The organism is Yoonia maritima, assembly GCF_002933395.1.
Taxonomy (GTDB): Bacteria; Pseudomonadota; Alphaproteobacteria; order Rhodobacterales; family Rhodobacteraceae; genus Yoonia; species Yoonia maritima_A.
In genome coordinates this window covers 444,912-470,362 of record NZ_PKFN01000007.1, presented here as the reverse complement: position 1 = coordinate 470,362, position 25,451 = coordinate 444,912, and the positions used below count along the sequence as shown (strand labels likewise).

Annotated in this window: 27 protein-coding genes; 16 read left to right on the top strand and 11 right to left on the bottom strand. The window is 52.8% G+C overall.

Features of this window, described 5'->3' with window-relative positions; translation table 11 throughout:
* Positions 1-131: 131 nt before the first annotated feature.
* Positions 132-1,559, top strand: coding sequence for a cache domain-containing protein (locus CYQ09_RS03775; protein WP_106744090.1), 1,428 nt, complete (start codon positions 132-134; stop codon positions 1,557-1,559).
* On the top strand, positions 1,556-2,188 hold the full coding sequence (locus CYQ09_RS03770; RefSeq protein WP_106353915.1) for a response regulator transcription factor: 633 nt from the start codon (positions 1,556-1,558) through the stop codon (positions 2,186-2,188). The genes CYQ09_RS03775 and CYQ09_RS03770 overlap by 4 nt, the downstream gene beginning before the upstream one ends.
* A gap of 39 nt (positions 2,189-2,227) precedes the next feature.
* Here the strand turns inward: CYQ09_RS03770 and CYQ09_RS03765 are convergent, their stop codons facing one another.
* The gene (locus CYQ09_RS03765) at positions 2,228-3,349 is read right to left on the bottom strand and encodes a LysM peptidoglycan-binding domain-containing protein (RefSeq protein ID WP_106744089.1); all 1,122 of its coding nucleotides are present in this window, start codon (positions 3,347-3,349) and stop codon (positions 2,228-2,230) included.
* Positions 3,350-3,561: 212 nt separating this feature from the next.
* Here CYQ09_RS03765 and yghU point away from each other — a divergent pair, with 212 nt between their 5' ends.
* The gene (gene yghU / locus CYQ09_RS03760) at positions 3,562-4,419 is read left to right on the top strand and encodes a glutathione-dependent disulfide-bond oxidoreductase (RefSeq protein ID WP_106744088.1); all 858 of its coding nucleotides are present in this window, start codon (positions 3,562-3,564) and stop codon (positions 4,417-4,419) included.
* Between the two features lie 32 nt (positions 4,420-4,451).
* Here the strand turns inward: yghU and CYQ09_RS03755 are convergent, their stop codons facing one another.
* The gene (locus CYQ09_RS03755; protein WP_162617561.1) at positions 4,452-5,186 is read right to left on the bottom strand and encodes a GGDEF domain-containing protein; all 735 of its coding nucleotides are present in this window, start codon (positions 5,184-5,186) and stop codon (positions 4,452-4,454) included.
* 329 nt (positions 5,187-5,515) lie between these two features.
* Between CYQ09_RS03755 and CYQ09_RS03750 the strand changes: the two genes are divergently transcribed.
* Together CYQ09_RS03750 and ilvN are read left to right on the top strand one after the other, a co-directional pair.
* A complete protein-coding gene (locus CYQ09_RS03750; protein WP_106744086.1) occupies positions 5,516-7,267 on the top strand; it encodes an acetolactate synthase 3 large subunit in 1,752 nt (583 codons plus the stop codon).
* A 105-nt stretch (positions 7,268-7,372) separates the two neighbouring features.
* Entirely contained in the window at positions 7,373-7,936 is a 564-nt protein-coding gene (ilvN, locus tag CYQ09_RS03745; protein ID WP_106744568.1) for an acetolactate synthase small subunit, read from the top strand.
* A 42-nt stretch (positions 7,937-7,978) separates the two neighbouring features.
* On the opposite strand, the gene CYQ09_RS03740 is transcribed toward ilvN, so the two are convergent.
* The gene (locus CYQ09_RS03740) at positions 7,979-8,221 is read right to left on the bottom strand and encodes a hypothetical protein (RefSeq protein ID WP_106744085.1); all 243 of its coding nucleotides are present in this window, start codon (positions 8,219-8,221) and stop codon (positions 7,979-7,981) included.
* 343 nt (positions 8,222-8,564) lie between these two features.
* Here CYQ09_RS03740 and CYQ09_RS03735 point away from each other — a divergent pair, with 343 nt between their 5' ends.
* A complete protein-coding gene (locus CYQ09_RS03735; protein ID WP_106744567.1) occupies positions 8,565-9,506 on the top strand; it encodes a nucleoside hydrolase in 942 nt (313 codons plus the stop codon).
* On the top strand, positions 9,503-10,903 hold the full coding sequence (locus CYQ09_RS03730; RefSeq protein ID WP_106744084.1) for a protein adenylyltransferase SelO: 1,401 nt from the start codon (positions 9,503-9,505) through the stop codon (positions 10,901-10,903). The genes CYQ09_RS03735 and CYQ09_RS03730 overlap by 4 nt, the downstream gene beginning before the upstream one ends.
* Here CYQ09_RS03730 and CYQ09_RS03725 read toward each other — a convergent pair.
* From CYQ09_RS03725 to CYQ09_RS03715, 3 genes are all read right to left on the bottom strand, one after another.
* A complete protein-coding gene (locus tag CYQ09_RS03725; RefSeq protein WP_106744083.1) occupies positions 10,860-11,777 on the bottom strand; it encodes a DMT family transporter in 918 nt (305 codons plus the stop codon). The genes CYQ09_RS03730 and CYQ09_RS03725 overlap by 44 nt on opposite strands.
* A gap of 169 nt (positions 11,778-11,946) precedes the next feature.
* Positions 11,947-12,492, bottom strand: coding sequence for a peptidylprolyl isomerase (locus CYQ09_RS03720; protein ID WP_106744082.1), 546 nt, complete (start codon positions 12,490-12,492; stop codon positions 11,947-11,949).
* A complete protein-coding gene (locus CYQ09_RS03715; RefSeq protein WP_106744081.1) occupies positions 12,485-12,991 on the bottom strand; it encodes a peptidylprolyl isomerase in 507 nt (168 codons plus the stop codon). Before CYQ09_RS03715 ends, CYQ09_RS03720 begins: the two co-directional genes overlap by 8 nt.
* A 129-nt stretch (positions 12,992-13,120) precedes the next feature.
* On the opposite strand from CYQ09_RS03715, the gene CYQ09_RS03710 reads away from it, so the two are divergent.
* Positions 13,121-14,296 (top strand): phosphoglycerate kinase, encoded by a 1,176-nt coding sequence (locus CYQ09_RS03710; RefSeq protein WP_106744566.1) that lies wholly within the window; start codon positions 13,121-13,123, stop codon positions 14,294-14,296.
* A 556-nt stretch (positions 14,297-14,852) separates the two neighbouring features.
* Here the strand turns inward: CYQ09_RS03710 and CYQ09_RS03705 are convergent.
* Positions 14,853-15,593: an SDR family oxidoreductase gene (locus CYQ09_RS03705; RefSeq protein WP_106744080.1), complete on the bottom strand. Its 741-nt coding sequence runs from the start codon at positions 15,591-15,593 to the stop codon at positions 14,853-14,855.
* Between the two features lie 106 nt (positions 15,594-15,699).
* Here CYQ09_RS03705 and CYQ09_RS03700 point away from each other — a divergent pair, with 106 nt between their 5' ends.
* From CYQ09_RS03700 to CYQ09_RS03690, 3 genes are all read left to right on the top strand, one after another.
* Entirely contained in the window at positions 15,700-16,584 is an 885-nt protein-coding gene (locus CYQ09_RS03700; RefSeq protein WP_106744079.1) for a LysR family transcriptional regulator, read from the top strand.
* Between the two features lie 121 nt (positions 16,585-16,705).
* A complete protein-coding gene (locus CYQ09_RS03695) occupies positions 16,706-17,635 on the top strand; it encodes a class I fructose-bisphosphate aldolase (protein ID WP_106744078.1) in 930 nt (309 codons plus the stop codon).
* 117 nt (positions 17,636-17,752) lie between these two features.
* Positions 17,753-18,052, top strand: coding sequence for an FtsB family cell division protein (locus CYQ09_RS03690; protein WP_106353878.1), 300 nt, complete (start codon positions 17,753-17,755; stop codon positions 18,050-18,052).
* A gap of 58 nt (positions 18,053-18,110) precedes the next feature.
* Here CYQ09_RS03690 and CYQ09_RS03685 read toward each other — a convergent pair whose 3' ends face one another.
* Complete coding sequence (locus tag CYQ09_RS03685) at positions 18,111-18,506, bottom strand: DUF5071 domain-containing protein (protein WP_106744077.1); 396 nt, start codon at positions 18,504-18,506, stop codon at positions 18,111-18,113.
* A 231-nt stretch (positions 18,507-18,737) separates the two neighbouring features.
* On the opposite strand from CYQ09_RS03685, the gene pdhA reads away from it, so the two are divergent.
* From pdhA to CYQ09_RS03665, 4 genes are read left to right on the top strand one after another with little or no spacing between them, the layout of a single operon-like run.
* Complete coding sequence (pdhA, locus tag CYQ09_RS03680) at positions 18,738-19,739, top strand: pyruvate dehydrogenase (acetyl-transferring) E1 component subunit alpha (protein ID WP_106744076.1); 1,002 nt, start codon at positions 18,738-18,740, stop codon at positions 19,737-19,739.
* Positions 19,740-20,288 carry a hypothetical protein gene (locus CYQ09_RS03675; protein ID WP_106744075.1) on the top strand — a complete coding sequence of 183 codons (549 nt, stop codon included), beginning with the start codon at positions 19,740-19,742 and terminating at the stop codon, positions 20,286-20,288.
* A 12-nt stretch (positions 20,289-20,300) separates the two neighbouring features.
* Positions 20,301-21,665, top strand: coding sequence for a pyruvate dehydrogenase complex E1 component subunit beta (locus tag CYQ09_RS03670; protein ID WP_106744074.1), 1,365 nt, complete (start codon positions 20,301-20,303; stop codon positions 21,663-21,665).
* Between the two features lie 12 nt (positions 21,666-21,677).
* On the top strand, positions 21,678-22,979 hold the full coding sequence (locus CYQ09_RS03665; protein WP_106744073.1) for a pyruvate dehydrogenase complex dihydrolipoamide acetyltransferase: 1,302 nt from the start codon (positions 21,678-21,680) through the stop codon (positions 22,977-22,979).
* Between the two features lie 55 nt (positions 22,980-23,034).
* Here the strand turns inward: CYQ09_RS03665 and CYQ09_RS03660 are convergent, their stop codons facing one another.
* The 3 genes from CYQ09_RS03660 to CYQ09_RS03650 form a co-directional block, all read right to left on the bottom strand.
* Entirely contained in the window at positions 23,035-23,919 is an 885-nt protein-coding gene (locus CYQ09_RS03660; protein ID WP_204353895.1) for an NAD(P)/FAD-dependent oxidoreductase, read from the bottom strand.
* A 3-nt stretch (positions 23,920-23,922) separates the two neighbouring features.
* Positions 23,923-24,366 carry an Rrf2 family transcriptional regulator gene (locus CYQ09_RS03655; protein WP_106744072.1) on the bottom strand — a complete coding sequence of 148 codons (444 nt, stop codon included), beginning with the start codon at positions 24,364-24,366 and terminating at the stop codon, positions 23,923-23,925.
* A gap of 76 nt (positions 24,367-24,442) precedes the next feature.
* Positions 24,443-24,871: a MarR family winged helix-turn-helix transcriptional regulator gene (locus CYQ09_RS03650; RefSeq protein ID WP_106744071.1), complete on the bottom strand. Its 429-nt coding sequence runs from the start codon at positions 24,869-24,871 to the stop codon at positions 24,443-24,445.
* Positions 24,872-24,980: 109 nt separating this feature from the next.
* Between CYQ09_RS03650 and CYQ09_RS03645 the strand changes: the two genes are divergently transcribed.
* The gene (locus CYQ09_RS03645; protein WP_106744564.1) at positions 24,981-25,412 is read left to right on the top strand and encodes an organic hydroperoxide resistance protein; all 432 of its coding nucleotides are present in this window, start codon (positions 24,981-24,983) and stop codon (positions 25,410-25,412) included.
* Positions 25,413-25,451: the final 39 nt, after the last annotated feature.

The window sequence follows — 25,451 nt, the reverse complement described above, 5'->3', positions numbered from 1 at the left end:
GTAGAAAGCGCATTTTTGTTACATTTCCTGACCAATCCCGCACTATTATTAGGCAAACATAGCCACCTATATACACCGACGCCGACGGCTTGGGGTTTGATTCGTAGCGATTCATCGCTAACGATCACACCATGAATGGGAGATTTGCGCGCCTTCGCGACATGTTGAATATAGACTACGGGCAAAAGGTCTTTCTTTTGGCCACTGTGCCGCTTGTCTTAGCGGTGTTTCTGATTTCATTGGTCGTCGCAACGCAGTCGCGTCAGCTTGCAGAACGCGAAATTCAAGCCCTTGAGGCGCAGCTCATTGCGACTAAACGCGCGGAACTTCAAAACTACTTGTCCATTGCCCGCACAGCTGTGGTGAATACCTATGGACGTGCAGCTCCGGATGACGAAGTCGCAAAATTAGCAGTCACCCAAGAATTATCTTCGATGCTCTATGGGCAAGATGGGTATTTCTTTGTGTTTGACTACGATGGAAACAACCTTGTCGCGCCGCGCCAAACCGACCTCATTGGGCGAAACTGGCTGGGTCTTACCGACCCGAACGGAATCGAGATCACCAATGAACTAATCCGGATTGCTCGTACGGGCGGTGGTTATCACAGCTTTATCTGGACGAAACCATCAACAGGTGAACAGGCGCGTATGATCGCCTATGTGAACGGCTTTCAGGATTGGCGCTGGGTCATTGGCACCGGGATTTTTATCGATGACGTGCTTGATAACGTGGCCACGTCGCGCGCCGAAGTCCAAGCACGCATTACACGGACCTCTTTCTACATTGTAGTAATCGCGATCATTGCCCTGATTGGCGTGTTTCTGACTGGCATGTTTTTGAACTTGCGCGAACGGCGGTTGGCCGATGTGAAACTCAAAGAACTGACCCAGCGCATCATCGATACCCAAGAGGAAGAACGCGGTCGCGTGGCGCGGGAATTACACGACGGGATTAGCCAGATGCTGGTCGGTGTGCGCTATGCGCTTGAACTAACCCGCCGCAAGCTTGGGGACAACAGCATCGACAGCTTGAACAAGGGGATCGACGGGCTGGGTCAAACCATCCAAGAAGTGCGGCGCATTAGCCGGGACCTGCGTCCTGGGGCGCTTGACGATCTTGGGTTGGGCCCAGCACTGCAAGCGTTGACCGATGAATTTCGCACACGTACCGGAATCGATACAGAATTTGAAACGGTCGTTTTTCGCAATCGCCTAGACCAAGATGCAAGGATCGCACTTTATCGCATTGCCCAAGAGGCACTGACAAATATTGAACGCCACGCCAACGCGACACATGTTCACATGACGCTCAAGGGGCATCGGTCAGGTGCGATGTTGCGCGTCACTGACAACGGGTCGGGCATGGCCTGGCCGCAACCAGAGCGGCGCGGCGCGCATGGCCTTGGGCTCCGAAATATGCAAGAACGCATCGAACAAATCGGAGGCACCTTGCGCATTGAAACATCACGCAACGCCCCCACCGGAACCATTATCGAAGCACAGGTCCCACTGACCCACTTATTAAGTCCACAAAAGACGCCAAAGGAAAACGCATGACGATCCGCATTTTGATCGTGGATGATCACCCCATGGTCACCGAAGGCATACAAGCCATTTTAGAAAGCTATGACGACATCGAAGTTGTCGGTGCGCTTAATAACGGCCAAGACGCGGTGGATCAGGTGATTGCACTCGCACCCGATGTGATCTTGCTTGATCTGAACATGCCCGGACTTTCGGGATTAAACGCAACCGAGATCATATTGGAAAGACGACCAGATACGCGAATCGTAATCCTTTCGATGCATGACAGTCCGGCCTATATCTCTACCGCGCTCAGCCACGGCGCGCGCGGATATATTCTGAAAGATGTACCAACAGAATCGATCCGGCATGCAATTGATGCGGTGATGGCTGGCGAACAATATCTGTGCACCGGCGCCAAAGGGTCGTTGCGCCCCAAAATTAGCGACGGGCGCGAAACCCTAACCAGTCGTGAACAAACGATCTTGCTTGAACTCGCCCAAGGCAAATCCAATAAAGAAGTCGCAAACACGCTGAACATCTCGGTCCGGACCGTTGAAACACACCGCAATAACATCAAGGGAAAGCTTGGGATCAGTTCTACTGCTGGGCTAACCCGATACGCAATGGAACATGGCGTGCTTCAAGGTACTGGGATCTAGAGAAACCGTGCCCAACACAGTTAGGCACGGTACAAGTGTTTAGTTTTCGACCGTGGTTTTGATACCTTCGCGTACGATCTCAAACCACTCACCCGACAGGCGGAGCTCTTCCAGCCCTGCATTAATGATCTCCATATAGGCTTCGCCATTCGGATTGCTTTTTGACACAAACACATGAAGCGTTTGCTTAGATGTCAGCGCGGGCAGATCGACCACAACCTCTTTCATACCTGCATTCGTCGCGTCTTCCTCCGCCGGTAGTGCATCGTAGGTCACAACATCCACTTCGCCGTCACGTAACAAATCCCAGCATGCCGCTTGGGTTGGCGGCTGAGTGAGTTCGATATTCGGGGAAACAAGTGCCTCACCCTCTAAATCAAACGTGAACCACGCATCCGGGCGGCACAATCGCGCGCCGAACAGGTCAGAATAGCTATCTGCAGTGGCATAGGCACTGTCAGCGAGCGTATAGTACCCCACCAACGCGTCATAAAATGGCTCTGAATGATTGAAATCAGTGCACCGATAGGCGTTCGGCGCAGAAAGATTATCCACTTTTGTACAATCCGGCTTAAACCAAGGGAACGCCATGTCGATCGCGCCCGACGGCAGCAAATCTTGCAGGTGCGAATTCCAGTCATTGACAAACATGATGTTAAATTCTTGATCTTCGTTACCAAGCTCCATTGAACGACGCACCATCTGCGTGAAAAGACCACCGCCGGGCAGGCTTTCTTCGGTGAATGGCGCATAGCCGCTTGAAGTCACGAATCTAAGCGGGCGATCAAGGCTTTCAGGCTGCAATGTTGGTGTGGCATCAGGAACGGATGCCGTCGCTTCAGTCACGGGGAGCGCGCCGTCTGCACAAGGGATCTTTAAAACCTGCCCAACCTCAAGCAAGTTTGGGCTATCTAAGACATCGGTATTTGCGTTGAACAATACCTGATAACCGCCGGGGACCTCTGCCCGTTTTGCAACCTGGCTAAGCGTGTCACCGCGAACAATCGTATAACTTGTGCACTGCTCTTGCGCTTGAACTTGCCCGGCGGATGCCGCGACAATCCCAAAACTCATGGCGCACAATGCGGCAAAACCGGATGAAGAAAACAAAGTTACTCGTGGCAGGACCATTTTACCGGCTTGGGTTCTAACATTCGACATTCATCATCCCTTTCGCTTATCATTTATCGTGTGTTTACTATTTCACAGAAATTCAAAATGTCTTGAAAATAATGTAATTACATCGACAATAACCCAGAAACACTTGATATCACCGCGAAAACAGCGTCAATTATTTTAGAACCGCCTTGCGCTTAGGCATCATGCAATGCCTATTTGCAGACAGAAAAACGGATCACAAGTCGGAGCGAAAGATGACCGAAACATCAAAGTATGTCCCACCAAAAGTCTGGACATGGGACGCCAAGAATGGCGGTGAATTCGCCAGTATCAATCGCCCCATTGCTGGCCCTACCCACGACAAAGAGCTACCGGTTGGAAAGCATCCGCTACAGCTTTACTCTCTTGCGACCCCAAACGGGGTAAAAGTTACCGTTATGCTCGAAGAGTTGCTCGCGGCGGGACATGATGCCGAATATGATGCTTGGCTGATCAAGATCGGCGATGGCGATCAGTTCGGCAGCGGTTTTGTTGATGTGAACCCTAACTCAAAAATCCCTGCTCTTATGGATCATGGGACCGGAAGCCGTGTTTTCGAAAGCGGTGCGATACTATTGTATCTTGCCGAAAAGTTCGGCGCGTTTTTACCGACAGATCCAGCGGCTCGCACTGAGGCGATGAATTGGCTGTTCTGGCTCCAAGGGTCTGCGCCTTATCTGGGCGGCGGCTTTGGTCACTTCTACGCCTATGCACCCGAAAAGTTCGAATATCCGATCAATCGCTTTGCAATGGAGACCAAGCGCCAACTTGATGTTCTTGATCGCCAACTTGCCGATAATCGCTACCTGTCGGGCAGCGACTATACCATCGCTGACATGGCAACCGCGCCCTGGTACGGCCGCATGGTCAAAGGCGAAGGTTACGATGCTGGCGAATTCCTCGATGTGGGAATTTACAAAAACGTGATCCGTTGGGCGGACGAGGTTATGTCGCGTCCCGCATTTATGCGTGGTGCTATGGTTAACCGCACATCTGGCCCGCCAGAAGGTCAATTGCACGAACGCCATGATGCCGGCGACTTTGATACAAAAACCCAAGATAAAATTGGGTAAGACCGCCACCCTTAGCTAAGATGCATCCAACGTCAGATGATTGCGTTGGGTGTATCATCAGCGCAGTCGATCCATGCCAACTGCGCCCGCCCCGCCGCTTTGGCATGATACAGCGCCTTATCAGCAAAACGCAGCATATTCTCGATACTGTCACAACACCCTGTTGCGACCACCCCAACAGAAGCCGTCACTGAAATCTGCTTTTGCGTAGACGGATCCAAATATATCGTGCCTAGAGACATTCGTTCGCCGAGGCTTTGAGCTTCATTTGGGGTCAAAGCAGGAACAAACACCGCAAATTCTTCGCCCCCTAATCGGCCAACAAGATCGGTTTTGCGCACCAAACTCTTCATCACGTGGCCCATTGCACATAAAACTTGATCGCCAGCAGGATGACCGTAACTATCGTTGATGATCTTAAAGTGATCCAAGTCCAGCATAAACAAAACGCCCGCCGACTGCATAGAAAGTGCATCAAGAAATGCGCGCCTATTTAGCAAACCTGTCAGCGGATCCTTTGACGCCATATTAATCGCGTCTTGCGTCAATCGATTTGACTGCCGCAGTATCACAATCGCAAAGACCACCAACGGCGCAGACGTGATGATCGCCATCCAAAAATGTCTTACCGCATGGTAATTTGTGTGGTCTTGCACAACGAGTTCCGACAAAAACCCCAAAAGACCGACGACGCCCCCCCACGTCAAAATCGAAATTACCCAGTGCCACCAACGACGTGGCACAACCCATGCGACAAAATTCTGCATACCAACTAAAAACCCAACTGCTACGTCGTTGGTATGATTTGATTCCCCTAACGCACACTTAAGCTGGGGCACGAAACATACGATATGAAAGAAAGTTCCAAAAATGCCCGCGCAAACGACATTTTCTCCAAACGGACTGTTGACCCTTGGATGAGCCAACACTATTGTCATCCCACGCAAGAGGAACCCCGATGAACAACGTCGTACTCATTCTAAGATTCACGCGCATGGGCCGGTAACGGTAAGACCATAACGATCCCATGCGCCCCCGACAAACTCGGGGGTTTTTTTGTGACCAATGATAAAATAGCGGATAGGACGCGAGAACAATGACAAAAGCCATGACGGGCGCAAAAATGGTAGTACAGGCTCTGATCGATCAGGGTGTGGAAGTCGTCTTTGGATATCCCGGTGGCGCCGTCCTACCGATCTACGACGAGATTTTTCAGCAAAACAGCATTACCCATGTTTTGGTGCGTCATGAACAGGGTGCGGTTCACGCCGCCGAAGGCTATGCACGTTCCACAGGCAAACCAGGGGTTGCGCTGGTGACATCCGGTCCTGGCGCAACAAACGCTGTGACTGGCCTGACTGACGCACTGCTGGACAGTATCCCACTGATCGTTCTGACGGGTCAGGTTCCGACCTTCATGATCGGGTCGGATGCATTCCAAGAGGCCGACACCGTTGGCATCACCCGCCCCTGCACCAAGCATAACTGGCTGGTCAAAGAAACCGACCAACTGGCCGCAACCCTGCACGAGGCGTTCCATGTTGCGACGTCTGGCCGCCCCGGCCCGGTTCTGATCGACATTCCAAAGGATGTTCAATTCGCGACGGGTACATATACGCAGGCGAAACAAGTCGAAACCCATTATAACCCGCAGGTTAAGGGTGACATGGACGCGATCACCGAACTGGCGAAAGCTATGGAAACGGCGAAACGCCCCGTGTTTTATACCGGCGGCGGCGTTATCAACTCTGGTCCTGCGGCATCACAATTGCTGCGTGAATTGGTTGCCGCGACTGGTTTCCCGATCACATCAACCTTGATGGGTTTGGGGTGTTATCCTGCCTCTGGCGATAACTGGCTGGGTATGCTGGGCATGCACGGGTTGTACGAGGCCAACATGGCCATGCACGATTGCGACCTGATGATTAACATCGGTGCGCGTTTTGACGACCGGATTACTGGACGTCTGGATGCCTTCAGCCCCGGATCAAAAAAGGCCCATATCGATATCGACGCGTCCTCCATCAACAAAGTCATTCATGTTGATATTCCCATCTTGGGCGACGTTGCCCATGTGTTGGAAGACCTTCTGAATGTTTGGAAAGCCCGCGGCCGCAAGACCGACAAAGAAGGCCTGTCCAACTGGTGGGATCAGATCAACGAATGGCGCAATGTGAAATGCTTGGATTACAAACAAGACAGCAAGATCATCAAACCGCAGTACGCCCTGCAACGTCTTGAAGAACTGACCAAGAAGCATGATCGTTACATCACCACCGAAGTAGGCCAGCACCAGATGTGGGCAGCGCAATACCTTGGTTTTGAAGACCCTAACCGTTGGATGACTTCGGGTGGTCTGGGTACGATGGGTTACGGTTTCCCTGCCTCAATCGGTGTGCAAATGGCGCATCCTGATGCGTTGGTCATCAACGTCGCAGGCGAAGCATCATGGCTGATGAACATGCAAGAGCTAGGCACCGCGATGCAGTACAAACTGCCGGTAAAACAGTTCATCCTGAATAACGAACGTCTGGGCATGGTGCGCCAGTGGCAGCAACTGCTACATGGCGAACGCTATTCATCAAGCTGGTCTGAATCCCTGCCTGATTTCGTAAAATTGGCCGAAGCATTCGGTGCTAAAGGTATCCAATGCCACGATCCCGACACGCTGGACGACGCGATCATGGAAATGATCACATATGACGGACCTGTCCTGTTCGATTGTCTGGTCGAAAAACACGAAAACTGCTTCCCGATGATCCCATCAGGCAAGGCACATAACGAAATGTTGTTGGGGGATGACTCGACCGAGGGCGCCATTCAAGGCGCTGGCGAGGCTTTGGTCTAAGACGCTTTCGCCCGCCGCGGTTCGTAAGCGGCGGGTTTCATTCAATCCAGGGTCAGATGCCGCCCTTTGCGCCTGACCGTCAAAGATCAAAACAAGGCACATCACATGTCAGCACTAAAAATCAAAAAAGGCGCTACAAGCCACTCTGCATATAACCTCCGTCCCAATTATTCGGACACTGTTGAACGTCACACACTGGCTGTTCTCGTTGAAAACGAACCCGGTGTTCTTGCCCGTGTGATCGGGTTGTTTTCGGGACGTGGTTACAACATCGACAGCCTGACCGTGGCCGAGGTCGACCACCTTGGTCACCGCTCTCGGATCACCATCGTGACATCGGGCACACCACAAATCATCGAACAGATCAAAGCACAACTGGGTCGCATCGTGGATGTGCACAAAGTGAACGACCTTACTGTCGAGGGCCCATCAGTAGAGCGTGAATTGGCCTTATTCAAGGTCGCGGGAAAAGGTGAAAACCGGATCGAAGCCGTTCGCCTTGCCGATATCTTTCGCGCGAACGTGGTCGATAGCACATTGGAATCATTTGTGTTTGAAATAACTGGAACGCCCGAAAAAATTGATGCGTTTGCAGAATTGATGCAGCCACTGGGCTTGCAGGAAATTGCGCGCACTGGTGTCGCTGCGCTGTCACGTGGCGCTGTGTAATAGAACGCGCCGGGTCAGCCCCCTGACCCGGCGCTCTTTCGCTTAGCTTGGCAGAAGGCCAGCTTCTTGCCCTGTGGCAATTTCGTCAGCGTCCAGCAGGCCGTCAGCAGAAACATCCATTGCTTCAAAGTCAGCTTCTGTCAGATCAGGAAGAACCGCTGTCAGCTCTGGGTAGCTGTACATTCCGTCGCCATTGATATCGATAGCAGCGTCTTGCGCGAACGCAGGAACAGCAAGTGTCATAACGATAGCAGTCGGTGCCAGAAGTGTTTTTAGGTTAGTCATTATCGTTCTCCATTAAGGACATTAAGAAGGTCATCGTGCCTTCCCCATAAGACATGGCTGTCCTGAGCACCGGTTACCACGCCATAACGAAAAGCAAAGAGAAAACGGCGCAAGCCCGCCATATAAGGAAACAAAGATAGCAAATATATGCTTATGTTTCCCAAATCGATACAAACAGGCCGATTTTCACTCTGTAAAATCAACATATACGGCAAAGCTTAGCCGCCCCACCCCAATGCCGCGATTGTGAACAACCGTCCGATTGGAAAACATGCCTTTTGCCCCCTTGCCCCTGCTGCGCGCAAAGGACACGTTAGCAAAGAAACACCACAGGAATATCGACATGGCTCCGCGCAAAATCATTATCGACACCGACCCCGGCCAAGACGACGCGGTCGCGATTCTTTTGGCGCTCGCCTCGCCTGAAGATATCGACCTGTTGGGGATCACCGCAGTCGCAGGGAATGTTCCCCTAGCACTTACCGAGAAAAACTCGCGGATCATCTGCGAACTTGCGGGAAAGCCTGACACATTAGTCTTTGCTGGCTGCGATGCGCCGATGCACCGTAAATTGGTGACCGCTGAACATGTTCACGGGAAGACTGGGCTTGATGGTCCACAACTTGATGACCCCAAAATGTCGCTGCAAGCCCAGCATGCGGTGGACTATATTATTGACACCCTACGCGCAGAACCCGAAGGCACAGTTACGCTTTGCCCAATCGGGCCGCTTACCAACATTGCAACGGCCTTTGAAAAAGCCCCTGACATCATCCCACGCGTTCAGGAAATTGTTCTGATGGGCGGTGCCTATTTCGAAGTAGGTAACATCACTCCCGCAGCGGAATTCAATATCTATGTTGATCCTGAAGCCGCCAAAATTGTCTTTGATTCTGGTGTGCCATTGGTCGTGATGCCGCTTGATGTCACCCATAAAGCGCTGACAACAAAGGGCCGCATTGACGCCTTTCGCGCGATGGGCTCAAAGGTCGGTGATATGGTCGCAGCGTGGACTGACTTTTTTGAGCGCTTTGATATGGAAAAATACGGATCAGAAGGTGCCCCCCTGCACGACCCTTGTACGATTGCATACCTCATTGATCCTTCTCTGTTCACTGGCCGGAAGATCAATGTCGAAATCGAGGTTGAATCAGAGCTAACCCTTGGCATGACCGTCGCCGACTGGTGGGGCGTGACAGATCGTGAACCCAACGCGTTGTTCGTCGGTGATTTGAATGCCGAAGGGTTCTATGCCCTGTTAGCTGACAGATTGGCGCGGCTGTGAAAATTCCGTTCGATAACACCTATGTAAAACTACCAGCACAAATGTATGCGGCGCAGCGCCCGACGCCCGTACAGTTGCCGGCATTGGTTGCCTTCAATCATTCACTTGCAGAGACCTTAGGGATATCCGGAGATCCAGACGCTGATATCTTTGCAGGAAACGCAATACCCGAGGGTGCATCCCCTATTGTACAGGCCTATTCGGGCCATCAATTCGGCCATTGGAATCCACAGTTGGGCGATGGGCGTGCGGTTTTATTGGGCGAGGTCGTGGGCAAAGACCGCATCCGCCGCGACATCCAACTTAAGGGATCAGGCCAAACACCGTTTTCACGGCGTGGCGATGGACGTGCATGGCTAGGTCCGGTGTTGCGCGAATATCTAGTGTCTGAAGCAATGCATGCGATGGGTGTTCCAACGACCCGTGCCCTAGCCGCCGTGACAACAGGCGAAGACGTATACCGTGAAGAAGTCCTTCCCGGCGCGGTGTTAACACGTGTCGCCCAAAGCCATATTCGCGTCGGCACGTTTCAATACTTTGCCGCGCGTCAAGATATCCAAGCGCTGCAAGCCCTGACAGATCATGTTATAGCCCGCCATTACCCTACTGCGACGGGCCCCGCTGATTTGCTGGATCAAGTTATCGCGCGGTACGCCCATCTGATTGCAAAATGGATGGGGCTTGGTTTCATCCACGGCGTCATGAATACCGACAACGTTTCGATCGCAGGCGAGACCATTGATTATGGCCCTTGCGCCTTTATAGACGGATTTCATCCTGATCAGGTCTTTAGCGCAATCGACCAACAGGGCCGCTATGCCTATTCAAACCAGCCGGGTATCGGCGCATGGAATATGGCACAATTTGCTACTGCACTGATCCCGCTGATGCCCGATCAAGATGCGGCAATCGAACAATTCACCGAAGCCGTTAACCGTTTTCCTGATATCTATCTCAACGCTTGGCGGGATGTATTTGTTGCGAAACTTGGCGTTGACAATGTGGACGACGATGACACCGCGCTGATCAAGGATTTGCTGGAACTCATGGCGACAGATGGCGCGGACTTTACAAACGTCTTTGCGAAACTCGCCGATATTTCCGTCCGCGATCAGTTCTTAGACCGCGATGCCTTTGACGCATGGAAAACACGCTGGGAGGTACGCAAATCGCCTAACGCCGCGCAGATCATGGCGGCCGCGAACCCGCAAATAATCCCGCGCAATCATCAGATCGAGGCCGTGATTCATGCAGGCCGCGAAGGTGACTTTGCACCATTTCATGGCATGCTCTCGGCCATCACGCGACCCTATGCCGCGCTGACGGATACGACCGAAAAATACGCGCGTGCCCCTACCCAGAATGAACGGGTGACGCGGACGTTTTGCGGGACTTAGAAGGTCGGTTGATCAGCACAATTCCGATTGCGACCAAAACCAAAGCGCCGATTAAATGCGGCCCAACTGCTTCACCCAACAGCAACCAGCCGAGCCCAACGCTTAGCACTGGTGAAAGAAAGCTGAACGATGCCACACCAGACGCCGGGTAGATCGACAAGAGCCAAAGCCAAAAGATGAACCCGGCGCTGACCACAACCACAATCTGGAACGCTAGTCCTGCGATGTGAATCGGACCTAGTTCACGGACAAACGGCCCAAAAAAGAACGCCGCTATCAGCAGGATGGGCGTGGATACCGCGACTTGCCAAAACAACTGCATCTCAGGGCGCACCCGTGACAGCGGCGATGCCTTTGCGATCATTGCATTAATCGCCCAAGCCAAAGCGCCACCCAGCGCCGCAAGATCGCCCCAAATGCTTCCTGCCCCTGAACTGCGATCAAGCATTGCCCAAGCCACACCAGCCATCGCAAAGGCCAATCCAATAGCTTTGATCGGGGTAATCTTGTCACTAGGCATGACCCAATGCGCAATAATCGCAAGCCAAACAGGCATCGAATAAAAGATCACAGCAGAGCGTCCAACGGTTGTAAGATCAAGCGCCACGAATAGGCATAAAAACTGGATTCCAAAGAATACGCCCGCGACAAAACCAGCCAATCGTGTACCCGGTTCAAACCGTAATGGGATGCCGCGCCAGCGCAGGTACAGCCAGATGCAAACGACTGCGCCTGCCGAACGTAACCCGGCAAAAAACACAGGCTGCAACCCACCATTCGTGACCTTAATCACAACCTGATTAAAAGCCAGAAAAAGGGCAAAACCCGTCAAGGCAACTGCGCCAAACGTATCGATTTGTGATTTGCGTTCCATAGACGCAACTGATTCCGATAGCCCAGCTAAGTCAAGGCCTTAGCCGGGATCAGACATTTGGCAATATGACAGGCAAGTTACCCGTAAATTTGCATGATATGCATCGGCAAATGGACCATATGCCGGAAAGGTTAAAGTGCCCCCTTATCTAAAGAGGCACTTTAATGGATTACTCGGTGACACGCACCGCAGTCATGACATCAGGCTTGCCGATAACAGAGCCGTTTTGCCCAGCACCACGTTTGATCGCGTCGACAATATCCATGCCTTCGGTGACTTCACCGACAACGGTATATTGACCGTTCAGGAAGTAGCCCGGCTCGAACATGATAAAGAACTGGCTGTTCGCAGAGTTCGGGTTCTGCGCACGGGCCATGCCAACGATTCCGCGCTCAAACGGACGATCCGAGAATTCCGCCGGGATGTCAGCGAATTCAGAACCACCGGTACCAGCCATCGACAGATCACCACCCAGCACGCCGTTTTGCACGTCACCGGTCTGCGCCATGAAACCGTCAATCACGCGGTGAAAAACCACACCGTCATAACTGCCAGATTCGGCAATCGCCGTAATTTGTGCGGCATGCAGCGGTGCTGTGTCCTCGAACAGGTCGATGACGATTGTGCCGTTGGCCTCGCCTTCGACATCGATCTCAAGACCCGCGCTGAACGCGGGTGTGGCCATTACAGCCAGAAGTGCTGCGACCTTATACATCGGCAGCAACTTTTACGCTGATCATGCGATCTGGGTTCATTGGCGGCTCGCCTTTGACGATCGCATCAACGTGTTCCATGCCGGAAATAACCTGACCGTAAACAGTATACTGACCGTTCAGAAAGTCGTTATCTTTAAAGTTGATAAAGAACTGGCTGTTCGCAGAGTTCGGGTTTTGCGAACGTGCCGCGCCCAAAGATCCACGTGCGTGTGGGATTTTTGAGAACTCAGCAGGCAGGTCAGGCAAATCAGAACCGCCTGTACCAGCACGGCCAATGTTAAAGTTGTCTTCCATATTGCCGTTCGCCACGTCGCCTGTCTGCGCCATGAAACCGTCAATCACACGGTGGAATGCAACGTTGTCGTAAGAACCTGCGCGCGCCAGTTCTTTCATACGTGCTGTATGGGCCGGGGCCACATCAGGCAGCAGTTCGATAACAACGTCACCGCCTTTAAGGGTCATGATGATAGTGTTTTCTGGATCTTTAATATCGGCCATTTTGGGCTCCTCTTTTCTGTATTGGCCAAAGACATATGTGCCTCAGCGCAAAATGCCAAGCACGTCTAGTTGACGCGGGCGCTTGATTACCGCAACAAAGCGCTAAACCTCGCCCTAAAGGAACATCAAATGACTTGGAAAACTCTGGACGATATGGATTTTGCCGGTAAGCGCGCATTGGTGCGTGTCGATATCAACGTGCCTGTCGAAAACGGCGTGGTCACGGATACAAGCCGGATCGAACGCATCGCCGCCACGGTCGATGACATTCAAGCCAAAGGCGGCAAAGTAATCCTAATGGCGCACTTTGGGCGTCCAAAGGGCCAAGTTGTCCCTGAAATGTCGCTTGAGATCATCGCGCCGGCCGTGTCCGATGTCCTTGGCCTACCTGTGACCTTTGTGAACGGCGATTATGCAGAAGCCGTCGCAGAGATGGACGAAGGCGACGTGTTGTTGCTTGAAAACCTGCGTTTCAATCCGGGCGAAGAAAAGAACGACGAAGGTTTCGCAAAGCGTCTTGCTAGCCTTGCTGACATCTACGTGAACGATGCGTTTTCTGCCGCCCACCGCGCACATGCCAGCACCGAAGCAATTGCGCGCCTCTTGCCCGCTTGCGCAGGTCGTTTGATGGCCGAAGAATTGGGCGCACTGGAAAAGGCGCTCGGTTCCCCTGAACGACCGGTTGTTGCGGTTGTTGGTGGTGCTAAGGTTTCAACCAAGCTGGACCTGCTTGGTAATCTAGTCGGTAAAGTCGATCACCTCGTGATTGGCGGTGGCATGGCAAACACGTTCCTTGCGGCGCAAGGCATCAACGTCGGCAAATCTCTGTGTGAACATGATTTGGCCGACACTGCCCGCGATATTTTGACCAAGGCAGAAGCCGCTGGATGCGAAATCATTCTGCCACGTGACATCGTGATCGCACGTGAATTCAAAGCCAACGCACAAAATGAAACCGTTGCCGCGACCCAATGCCCTGACGACGCGATGATCTTTGACGCAGGGCCAGAAACCGTCGCCTATATCAACGACGTCGTCGACGGTGCCAAAACGCTCATCATGAACGGCCCACTAGGTGTATTCGAGCTTGAACCATTCCATGCGGGTACGTTTGCAATCTTGAACGAAATCGCCGACCAAACCAAAGCCGGAAAACTGGTGTCTGTCGGCGGCGGCGGCGACACGGTCGCAGCGATCAACGCGTCAGGCCACGGTGACGATTTCACCTACATCTCAACAGCTGGCGGTGCATTCCTCGAGTGGATGGAAGGTAAGGAACTGCCCGGCGTCGCAGCCTTGGGGTAAGACCTAGCCTTTTACCATCTACGACAAGACGAGAAAGGTGCTTACGTTGGCTGAACTCACTGACATCGCCAGCTCATACCCTTAAACGTAGAGGGGTAAATGATCAGCTTGTGGTGGTTTTTAGTGGCGTGGGGCATTCTATTCGAACGCCCCACAAGATCGAGTTCTTTGGAGCCGCCACAACGAACAACTGCAAGCACGCATTGTTCATCAGTGAATACAAAGATAAAAACGTAGAGCTTTTACCAAACACACAGCAACAAACTTATATAGTCCACGGCTCGTCTCGGGGTGAATTAATTCACGCACTTCGGTTCCCCGAAGTGCAAGGGTGCAGACATTTCATTCTGCGGGGCTACGGTCACGCCCTAGCATCGCGGCTAAAACCACAAAATTCTTTGTCCTGTTGATCGCCGCCGCGATGGCAGCTAGGCCACGTCAGTTTAAAATATCGTGCAACAAAATGGCGGAATGTGGCGAAGCAGGTAGGTTAGAAACTGGCAAAATCGTACGCTTCCCACCCCGCCTGCCCCACCATCAGCCCCGAACGAATGACCTAGGCCATACCACCATTCACGCGGATGGTTTGGCCGTTTGTCCATTTTGCATCATCACTCACCATTGCCGAGACCGCGTTTGCGATATCGTTGGGTTCACCAATCCTCCCCATTGGGTTTAACCCGGCAACAAAGTCGAGCTGTTCTTGAGTTTTTCCGGTTAGATATAGCTCTGTGCCGACGGGACCCGGTGCGACTGCGTTGACAGTAATATTGCGCCCGCCCAGTTCTTTGGCGAAGATTGGTGTCATTGCCTCGACGCCAGCCTTTGCCGCGCAGTAGCCCGCGTAGCCGGGAAAGTTAACAGCCAGAGCCGTTGTCGAGATATTTACGATCCGGGACCCGTCCGGCATCTGCTGTCCAGCCTCGCGCAAACAGTTAAACACGCCCTTTAAGTTGATCGCGACCATTGCATCGAAATCAGCGTCAGTCGTATCGACCAGCGGCGCAAGCGTCATAACACCGGCGTTGTTCACCAAGACATGCGGTGCGCCAAAGTGCTCTGCGGTAGCATCAAACAGCGACTTGACCTGCGCGGGGTCGCTTACATCCGCTTGCACCGCGATTGACGTACCACCCGCCTGTTTGATCTGGTCGACGACTGCATCGGCGTTTTCTTTACGTCCGGCGTAATTCACGACGACGGCATACCCGTCATTGGAAAGCCGCAGCGCAATTGCGGCGCCAATGCCGCGCGATGCGCCAGTCACGATGGCCGATTTTTGTGTGTTATCTGGCATTTTCAGTCTCCTGTTTCTGATAGGACCGATATATTTTATTTGCTATTGCCGGATAATATGCCAAAAATCGGTTTCACTATTTGCACTTTCCGCACAAAGGATCAGCATGGATCGGATCGATGAAATGCGCATTTTCATGCACGTCGTTGACGCACGCAGCTTTCGCAGCGCGGCTGCCGCATTGGGATTACCACCATCAACGGTTACTGATGCGGTGAAACGGACCGAAGCCCGATTAACGACCCGACTTTTGGACCGAACCACACGCGTGGTGTCGCCAACGCCCGATGGGATTGCATGGTATGATCGCTGTCGCAACATCACTGCAACCGTTGAAGATGCGGAAGCTGCATTCAAAGGGATGGAACCCGCCGGGCGCGTTCGACTTGATGCGGTTGGTTCGCTGGCGCGTGAAGTGTTGCTGCCAACCCTACCCGCATTCTTGGCCCGCTACCCGAAGCTAGAGCTCGTTTTGTCCGAAGGAGAACGGCTGGTTGATCTGATCCGCGAAGGCGTTGATATTGCTTTGCGCACAGGCCCACTGAATGACAGTGATCTGATCCGCCGGCCTTTAGGGACGCTCAAAGAAGTTACGGTTGCGGCGCCGTCTTATGTGGCGGCGCATGGCACCCCTCAGGATATTGACGATTTAGAACAGCATCAGATGATCGGCTTTTTCTCAAGCCGAACACAAGATGTCCTGCCGCTCGACTTCGTTTGTGATGGCAAAGTTGTCACCCGCAAGCTATCGACCGCTTTAACGGTGACCGGGACTGAGACCCTCATCTCCGCGGCGCGCGCGGGCTTGGGTATTGCCCAAATTCCACGATACCGGTTGGCCGATGATCTGGATAGCGGACGCATGTTAGAGTTGCTTCCCGACAACAAACCAACACCCTCTCCACTTGCGGCATTATACCCGAAAGACCGCCATCTTTCGCCACGTGTGCGTGTTGTGCTCGATTGGCTTTCCACGCTGAAATTCGGCTAAACTCCGCCCGTTTCCATAGTGTTAACGCAAACATTCAAAGTGTTAGCGCAACCGTTATTGTACTGCGTTTTCTGGCTGCTAAAGCCCCTATGAGCGAACAGCATTAAAGGGATGCCACGTCATGAAAACCACGAAAGCCGTCCAACGCATTTTAGCAAACTACGAAGGTGAAACACCCGGCGTCAAAGCAAACCTTGCCCGTATTATGATGGCAGGGAAGCTTGGCGGAACTGGTAAGATGATCATCCTTCCAGTTGATCAAGGATTTGAACACGGACCTGCCAGGTCATTCGCCCCGAACCCTGCAGCCTATGATCCACATTATCACTTTCAGCTTGCCATTGATGCCGGGCTTAACGCCTATGCCGCCCCGTTGGGGATGTTAGAGGCTGGCGCCGACACATTCGCAGGTCAAATCCCGACCATCCTTAAAGTGAATTCAGCCAATTCCCTTATCCCTGACGCAGCACCAAAGACGCAGGCAATTACTGCGTCTGTAGATGATGCGCTGCGGCTTGGCGCATCTGCAATTGGCTTCACGGTTTACCCCGGATCATCCGCCGCATTGAACATGTTCAGCGACATTGCCGAAATGCGCCGTGAAGCCGCGGCCAAAGGCATTGCGACTGTGATATGGTCTTACCCACGCGGTGAAGCATTGGACAAAGACGGTGAAACTGCGATCGATATCGCTGCCTATGCGGCACAAATCGCTGGGCTGCTAGGCGCGCATATCATCAAGATCAAGCTTTCGACCGATCACCTGTCCCTGCCTGAAGCGAAAAAAGTATACGAGGCCGAAGGTATCGACATTTCCACCCAAGCTGCACGCGTCAAGCATTGTGTCGAAAGCACCTTGGGCGGTCGTCGCTTGATGGTCTTCTCGGGCGGTGCGGCCAAAGGTGCTGATGCGGTCTATGACGATGCCCGCGCAATTCGCGATGGTGGCGGCAATGGCTCGATCATTGGACGTAACTCGTTCCAGCGCGATCGCGACGATGCGCTCGCCATGCTCGGCAAGCTGATGGATATCTACCGCGGCAAGGCGTAAAGCCGCTAAAAATATGTGATTATCCCCTGTTTCAGGAAAATAGGGGATTCACATTCCGAATCATCTGTGCGATTCTAGCTTCAGTCACCCGCAAGAGGCGACACTTGAGGCAAGCACATGTTCCGACGTAACCGCCCCCCGATGGGCACCCTTTTGTATTTCCTAGGCGCGTTAATGCTTGGGCTGTATTTCACCTTTGCCGCTGTGCAGGGGGACTACGGTCTATTCAAACGTATTGAGATCCAAGCGGAGGGCGTCGCGCTGGAACAGGAACTGGCAATCCTTCAGGCGGAGGTGGGGCGCATGGAAAACCTCACCTCGCGCCTGTCGGACAATTACCTTGATCTTGACCTACTCGACCAACAAGCCCGCGACGTACTGGGGCTAATTCGGGCGGATGAAGTCGTTATTCGGTAGCACTTGCACCATCCCAAAAGTCCGCTGTGTGGGACTTTGCGGCCTTTCATAATTTTATTCAGCTTTGGATCTCCTTTGTGATCAAGATGCTCTGCGCCAAAGCGGCAACATCTTCCGTTTGATCATATTGCGTCGGATCTTCAGTCAGCCTCACAAGGTCATCGCACAGTTCCAAAAGAACATCTGCGTCCAAATTCCTGACAACAAGGTCGATTGCCCAATATTTCCAAGTTCCATCGTCTGAGCGCAAGATAGTTTTGATATGAGGCAGTATTTCGAGGCCAGCATTCGAAAGTAGCACGGCTGTTTCAGCTGCGACTGGCCAATTGGCATCCTGTACCCATTCCAGTAAATCCGAGAGGATTGAATTGAGCGAAGGAAAACCGATTTGGTTCGCCCGCTCTATCGCTGCGGTATCAAACTTGTCTTTCGGGATGCAGTTATTGATATCCATTTGGCGAAACTAGATTGCGGCGATGATGTACACAATGGGCTCTTAGTCGCCATTCGCTGCGGTTCAGCCAAACGACATATAGCAGTGCAGGCTACGCAAAACTTCGCAATATCGAAACTTCACATTACCTACAGCGCGCCCCATTCACTTTACCCCTCGTAATTCGCGCACACTTCCGTTATAAGATAGTTTAACATTAAACTATATTGCAAAAACGCTGGAGGAGCACCCATGCCGCCAAAAAAGGCCGCCGCGAAACCAAACGTCTCAGCCGAGGAATTGCTGGGTCATTACCGTGAAATGTTGCTGATCCGTCGATTTGAGGAAAAAGCAGGCCAACTGTACGGCATGGGCCTGATTGGCGGTTTCTGCCACCTTTATATCGGACAAGAAGCCGTTGTTGTTGGCCTAGAGGCTGCAGCCGATGAAGGCGACAAGCGCGTCACATCTTACCGCGACCACGGCCACATGTTGGCTTGCGGCATGGACCCGAAGGGCATCATGGCTGAACTGACTGGCCGCGAAGGTGGTTTTTCCAAAGGTAAAGGCGGTTCCATGCACATGTTCTCGAAAGAGAAGCATTTCTATGGCGGCCACGGTATTGTTGGCGCGCAGGTACCTTTGGGTGCTGGTCTTGCGTTTTCAGACAAATATAAAGGCAATGACCGCGTGACCTTTACCTATTTTGGTGACGGTGCTGCGAACCAAGGTCAGGTTTATGAAACCTACAACATGGCGCAACTTTGGGACCTTCCCGTTGTTTTTGTTATAGAAAACAACGGCTATGCGATGGGCACATCAGTGGTCCGCTCCACCAAGTCCCCATCGCTTTGGGAACGTGGTGCTGCATATGGCATCAAAGGTGAAGAAGTTGACGGCATGAACGTGCTGGCTGTAAAAGAAGCTGGCGAACGCGCTGTCGCGCACTGTCGTGCGGGCAAAGGCCCCTATATCCTTGAGGTCAAAACATACCGCTACCGTGGGCACTCAATGTCTGACCCAGCGAAATACCGGACCCGCGATGAGGTCCAGAAAATGCGTGATGAGCGTGACCCGATTGAACAGGTCCGTGACATGCTGCTGACTGGCAAACATGCAACCGAGGATGACCTGAAGGCCATCGACAAAGAGATCAAAGCGATCGTCAACGACGCGGCTGAGTTCTCAAAGGAAAGCCCAGAGCCCGCATTGGAAGAGCTTTGGACAGACATTTACGCAGAGGAACACGTTTAAATGCGGCTGTCTGTTTCTCTATGTGCGTTGGCTGCGTTGTCAGCCTGCATAAGTGATTCAGACGTCGATGTCGCCGTGGCAAAAGCGATCTCAATCGTCAACGAGACGCAGCCAGAGTTTTATTCACAATCGATAGCTTTGGCACAGGTTGATGATTGTGATGTTTCGCTGAACTACGTTGGTCCGATCCCAACAGGTGAAGCTGGCACATTCGCGGTCACAACTTTCGCTGATATGACACGACTAGACTATGAGAACGCGTCGATTGAACCAAACCTGCTTACGCAAAGCAAAGGTGTTATGCTGGCAATCCCATACATGGGGGCTCCATTCCCACAAACAATTCGCACGACCGATACTGCAGTGTCTTTTCAGGAATACGTTGCAAACACCGGACGTGGAAGCTGTGTGGATGCGACCTGCGAAATGACTTGGGAAGCACCGCATTTATTGTTCAGAATTGACGTAAACGAACCAGAACCCGCCGCCGAGGCGATCCTCGCGGCACTTGCCGAAGTCGGCGCGGCTTGCCGCGCTACCGGTCTTTAACGGAGAAAATGAATGGCAACTGAAATACTGATGCCCGCCCTCTCGCCCACGATGGAAGAAGGCACCTTGGCCAAATGGCTTGTGAAAGAGGGTGACACTGTTTCATCCGGCGACATCATGGCCGAAATCGAAACTGACAAAGCCACGATGGAATTCGAGGCCGTAGACGAAGGTATCGTTGGTAAGATCGTCATCGCTGAAGGCACCGAAGGTGTCAAAGTGAACGACGTCATCGCGATCTTGGTTGAAGAAGGCGAATCTGTGCCAGAAGTTAGCGCAGCATCCGCCCCCGCTGCAGTACCCGATGCTGCTGAACCACAGGCAGCACCAGCCGTTGCTGCGGCACCTGCGGCCCCGGCCGTGGACACGACCCCTGATTGGCCCGCTGACGTTGAAGTCAAATCAACTACCATTCGCGAGGCTCTTCGTGATGCGATGGCCGAAGAAATGCGTCGCGACGAAGACGTGTTCTTGATGGGTGAAGAGGTTGCTGAATACCAAGGTGCCTATAAAATTTCCCAAGGTCTGCTGGATGAGTTTGGTGCCAAGCGTGTGATTGATACACCGATCACCGAACACGGTTTTGCTGGTATCGCAACTGGTGCTGCCTTTGGTGGACTAAAGCCAATCGTCGAATTCATGACGTTTAACTTCGCCATGCAAGCCATTGACCACCTTATCAACTCTGCCGCTAAGACGCTGTATATGTCTGGCGGTCAGATGGGTGCGCCGATGGTGTTTCGTGGTCCAAACGGTGCAGCGGCACGCGTGGGTGCACAGCACAGCCAAGACTACGCGGCTTGGTACATGCAGATTCCCGGCCTTAAGGTCGTGATGCCTTACTCTGCGGCGGACGCCAAAGGTCTGATGAAGACGGCGATCCGTGACCCTAACCCGGTGATCTTCCTTGAGAACGAAATCATGTACGGCAAGTCATTCGATGTGCCTGTGATGGATGACTTCACCATTCCATTTGGCAAGGCCAAGATCGAACGCGCTGGTGACGATGTAACCATCGTGTCATTTGGGATTGGTATGACCTACGCTTTGGCAGCAGCCGAAAAGCTGGCCGAGGAAGGCATCAACGCCGAGGTCATCAACCTTCGTACATTACGCCCGATGGATACCGAAACCATCCTTGCGTCAGTCCGCAAGACCAACCGCTGCGTCACCGTCGAAGAAGGCTGGCCGCAGGGTTCAGTCGGCGGTTATATCAGCGGCGTCATCATGCAAGAGGCGTTCGATTATCTCGATGCCCCTGTCATCACTTGCACTGGCAAGGACGTTCCAATGCCATATGCAGCCAACCTTGAAAAACACGCTTTGCTGACCGCCGACGAAGTCGTCGACGCCTGCAAAAAAGTGACTTACCGCTAAGGAGACAACGCGATGCCTACAGAAATCCTGATGCCCGCCCTGTCCCCCACGATGGAGGAAGGCACATTGGCCAAATGGCACGTCAAAGAGGGCGATACTGTCTCCTCTGGTGACATCATGGCCGAGATTGAAACTGACAAAGCCACGATGGAATTCGAAGCTGTCGACGAAGGTGTGATGGGCAAAATCCTGATCGCCGAGGGCACCGAAGGTGTGAAGGTCAACGATGTGATCGCGATTTTGCTGGAAGACGGCGAAAGCGCAGATGACATTTCCGCGACGCCTGCGGCAACACCAGCGGCGCAGCCCGCCGCGACCGAAGAGGCAGCCCCCGCTGGGGGCTCCGATAAGGTCGCCGCCCCTGCCCCAGCGGCACCCGTCAAAGATGGTAACCGCGTGTTTGCCACGCCTTTGGCCCGTCGCATCGCTGCGGACAAAGGTCTTGATCTGGCAGCGATCACAGGTTCCGGCCCACATGGTCGTATCGTGAAAGCAGATGTTGAAAACGCGACCGCTGCGCCGAAAACTGCCGCTGCACCCGCAGCAGCCAAGACTGACGCGCCTGCTGCTGCAGTGGCGGCTGGCCCGTCAACGGATGCGGTTCTAAAAACATATGCGGATCGACCGTTCGAAGAAGTCAAACTGGACGGCATGCGCAAAACTATTGCTGCCCGCCTGACCGAAGCAAAACAGTCGGTGCCGCATTTCTATCTGCGCCGTGACATCAACCTTGATGCACTGCTAAAATTCCGCAGCCAGTTGAACAAACAGCTGGAACCACGTGGTGTTAAGCTGTCGGTCAACGACTTTATCATCAAAGCCTGCGCGCTTGCATTGCAGCAAGTTCCAGAAGCCAACGCTGTTTGGGCCGGTGACCGCACGCTGAAGTTCGAAAAATCGGACGTTGCCGTTGCTGTGGCTATTGATGGTGGTTTGTTCACCCCGGTCTTGAAGGACTCTGACAGCAAATCCCTGTCTGCCCTTTCAAGTGAGATGAAAGATCTGGCCACGCGTGCCCGTGATCGCAAACTTGCGCCGCATGAATATCAAGGTGGATCGTTCGCGATTTCTAACCTTGGCATGTTTGGCATCGATAACTTTGACGCGATCATCAACCCACCGCACTCGGCCATTTTGGCTGTTGGCGCGGGCGTCAAAAAACCAATCGTTGGCGCAGACGGCGAACTGACCGTTGGCACAATCATGTCCAGCACATTGTCGGTCGATCACCGCGTGATTGACGGCGTTCTAGGTGCAAACCTGCTGAACGCAATCAAGGACAACCTTGAAAACCCAATGACGATGCTAGCCTAAGCACAACAATACGCTTAACAGCCGGCCCTTAATAGGCCGGCTGTTTTCATTTGTATTAGCCAAACACAAGCGACGCATGGACTTGGGCACCGGCCCATGCTCCGTCACCGACGGCGAGCGAGACAGAATGCGGCACGCGGGCCACGTCGCCACATGCGTAAGCGCCTGGAATTCTGGTGGCTTTGCCACTGTCGGTTTCGATCATTGTACCAAAGCCCGTTTCAACGATTGTACATCCAAGGCTTTCCGCAATTGGTGATGCAGGCGCATTCGTCGAGGCTGTGAATAGCCCCGCAAAAGATAGGATTCGACCGTCCTGTAAAACAACGTCGGCCTCTTCTTGTAATCGCGAGATGGCAACAGTTTCGATCTCGACGCCACGCGCGATTAACTGGTCGCTCGTTTCTTGATCTAATGTCAGTGCGTCATTCAAGAAGAACGTGACATCGCCCCATTCGGGGATCAGCCGCGCCTGATGGACGGACATCGGACCCGTCGCGATCACGCCAATGCGGCCTTTATTCAGCTCATACCCGTGGCAATAAGGGCAATGGAAAACGTGTCGGCCCCATCGTTCCTGCAACCCTTCGATTTCAGGCAATGCGTCTGAAACGCCTGTGGCAAAGATAATGCGGCGGCCTTGGTGGGTTTTTCCGGCGTCCGTTGCAACGCTGAAGTTGTCATTGTCACCTATCGCGCTCAGTGCCTTGCCCGTTACCCAAGTTAGTGTTGGATATTTTTCGAGCTGGGCCTTCGATGCTGCGGCAATCTCGGCAGGGTCGATACCGTCTTGGCTGACAAAGCCATGTGCATGTGTCGCGAAACGGTTGCGCCGTTTGCCTTCATCGATGATCAGCACTTTGCGATGTGCGCGCAAAAGCTGCAGGGCGGCTGCCATTCCGGCGTAGCTGCCCCCGATGACGATCACGTCATGGATCATGTTCTATTCCTTTTGTTGTCGGTATGTCGCGTGTCTTTGCGCAAAGTCAGCGGCAAGATTGGCGAGTGTAACTGTTTTAAATCGTTCGATTAAAAGCGCTTCGGCCTCGGCAAAGGCATCATCAAGGGCGCTATTCACAGCTTGTTCGACCAAACAATCAGGGCTGTCTTGGCGATTACCGATTGCGAACACTGTCGGTTCGCCCAATGCCTCGTGTAGGTCGAAAAGCGTTATATTGTTTTGGTCTGCAGTTATGCGCCACCCGCCTGCGTGCCCACGTTCAGACGTGACAAGCCCCGCATTGCGCAACAGACCCATCGTTCGACGCACGACAACAGGATTAGTTTTCATACACATCGCAAGGATGTCGGATGTTACAGGCTTGTCCTGCTCGGCCATATGAAGAAGCGCATGCAAGACAGAGGAAAGGCGGCTATCCTTTTTCATGTAACTATTAATGTTACGATTCGCATCGAAATGCAAGCGCGTTAAATTACCTACGTCTATTCGGGGTGATCTGAGATTAAGCTAGGTTCGACCGCATCTTACGAAGTAATTCCCTAAGCTGCTGAAACTCTTGTAGCGTCAGACCTGCTGCGCCGACCAAACATTCAGCCATTTGATCGCGCCTGTTTGCCATATCGCGCCCTTTTTCCGTTAGTGAAATGTGGACTTTTCGCTCATCTTCGACCGCGCGCAGACGCGTGACCATACCTGCGGCAGCCAATCGTTTGATCAAAGGCGTCAGCGTCGAACTTTCCAACCCGAGTAATGCCCCTATCTCTCCGACTGCCTGTCCGTCCTTTTCCCACAAGGACATCAACACAAGGTACTGAGGATAGGTCACGCCGAACTGTGTCAGTAATGGTTTATACAGTCGACCAATTGCCAAGTTTGCCGCGTAAACGTCAAAGCAAATCATATCGTCAAGCGTGATCATACATGTAGTCATCGGTATCTCCTGTGATGCCAATTTAGTTATCACGCGATACAATCGCAAGCATTGACATATTTATATCGCGCAATAAGTATTACTACACAATCAAATGAAAGGAATCGATATGCCTGCTTCAAAAGTTCTTTATTCTACGAAGGCGACTGCAACGGGGGGACGTGACGGTACATCAAAGACCCACGACGGCGCGCTTGATCTCAAACTGTCTACACCCAAGGAACTTGGCGGTGCTGGTGGTGAAGGTGTGAACCCCGAACAACTTTTTGCCGCAGGCTATGCCGCCTGTTTCCTTGGCGCGATGAAAGCATACGCGCGCGGTAAAAAGATTGCTGTGCCCGACGATGCAGAAGTCACTGCAACAGTCGGCATTGGACCACGTGATGATGATGGTTTCGGTATTAAAGTCGAGATCGAAGTCTCGTTGCCCGGCGTTGCGGATGATGTTGCCGACGATCTGATTGCTGGCGCGCATCACGTTTGCCCATATTCAGATGCGACACGCGGATCGCTAGAAATTACGCCAACTCGCGCTGTGTAATACAAAAAAAGCGGGGCATATTTGCCCCGCTTTGCATCG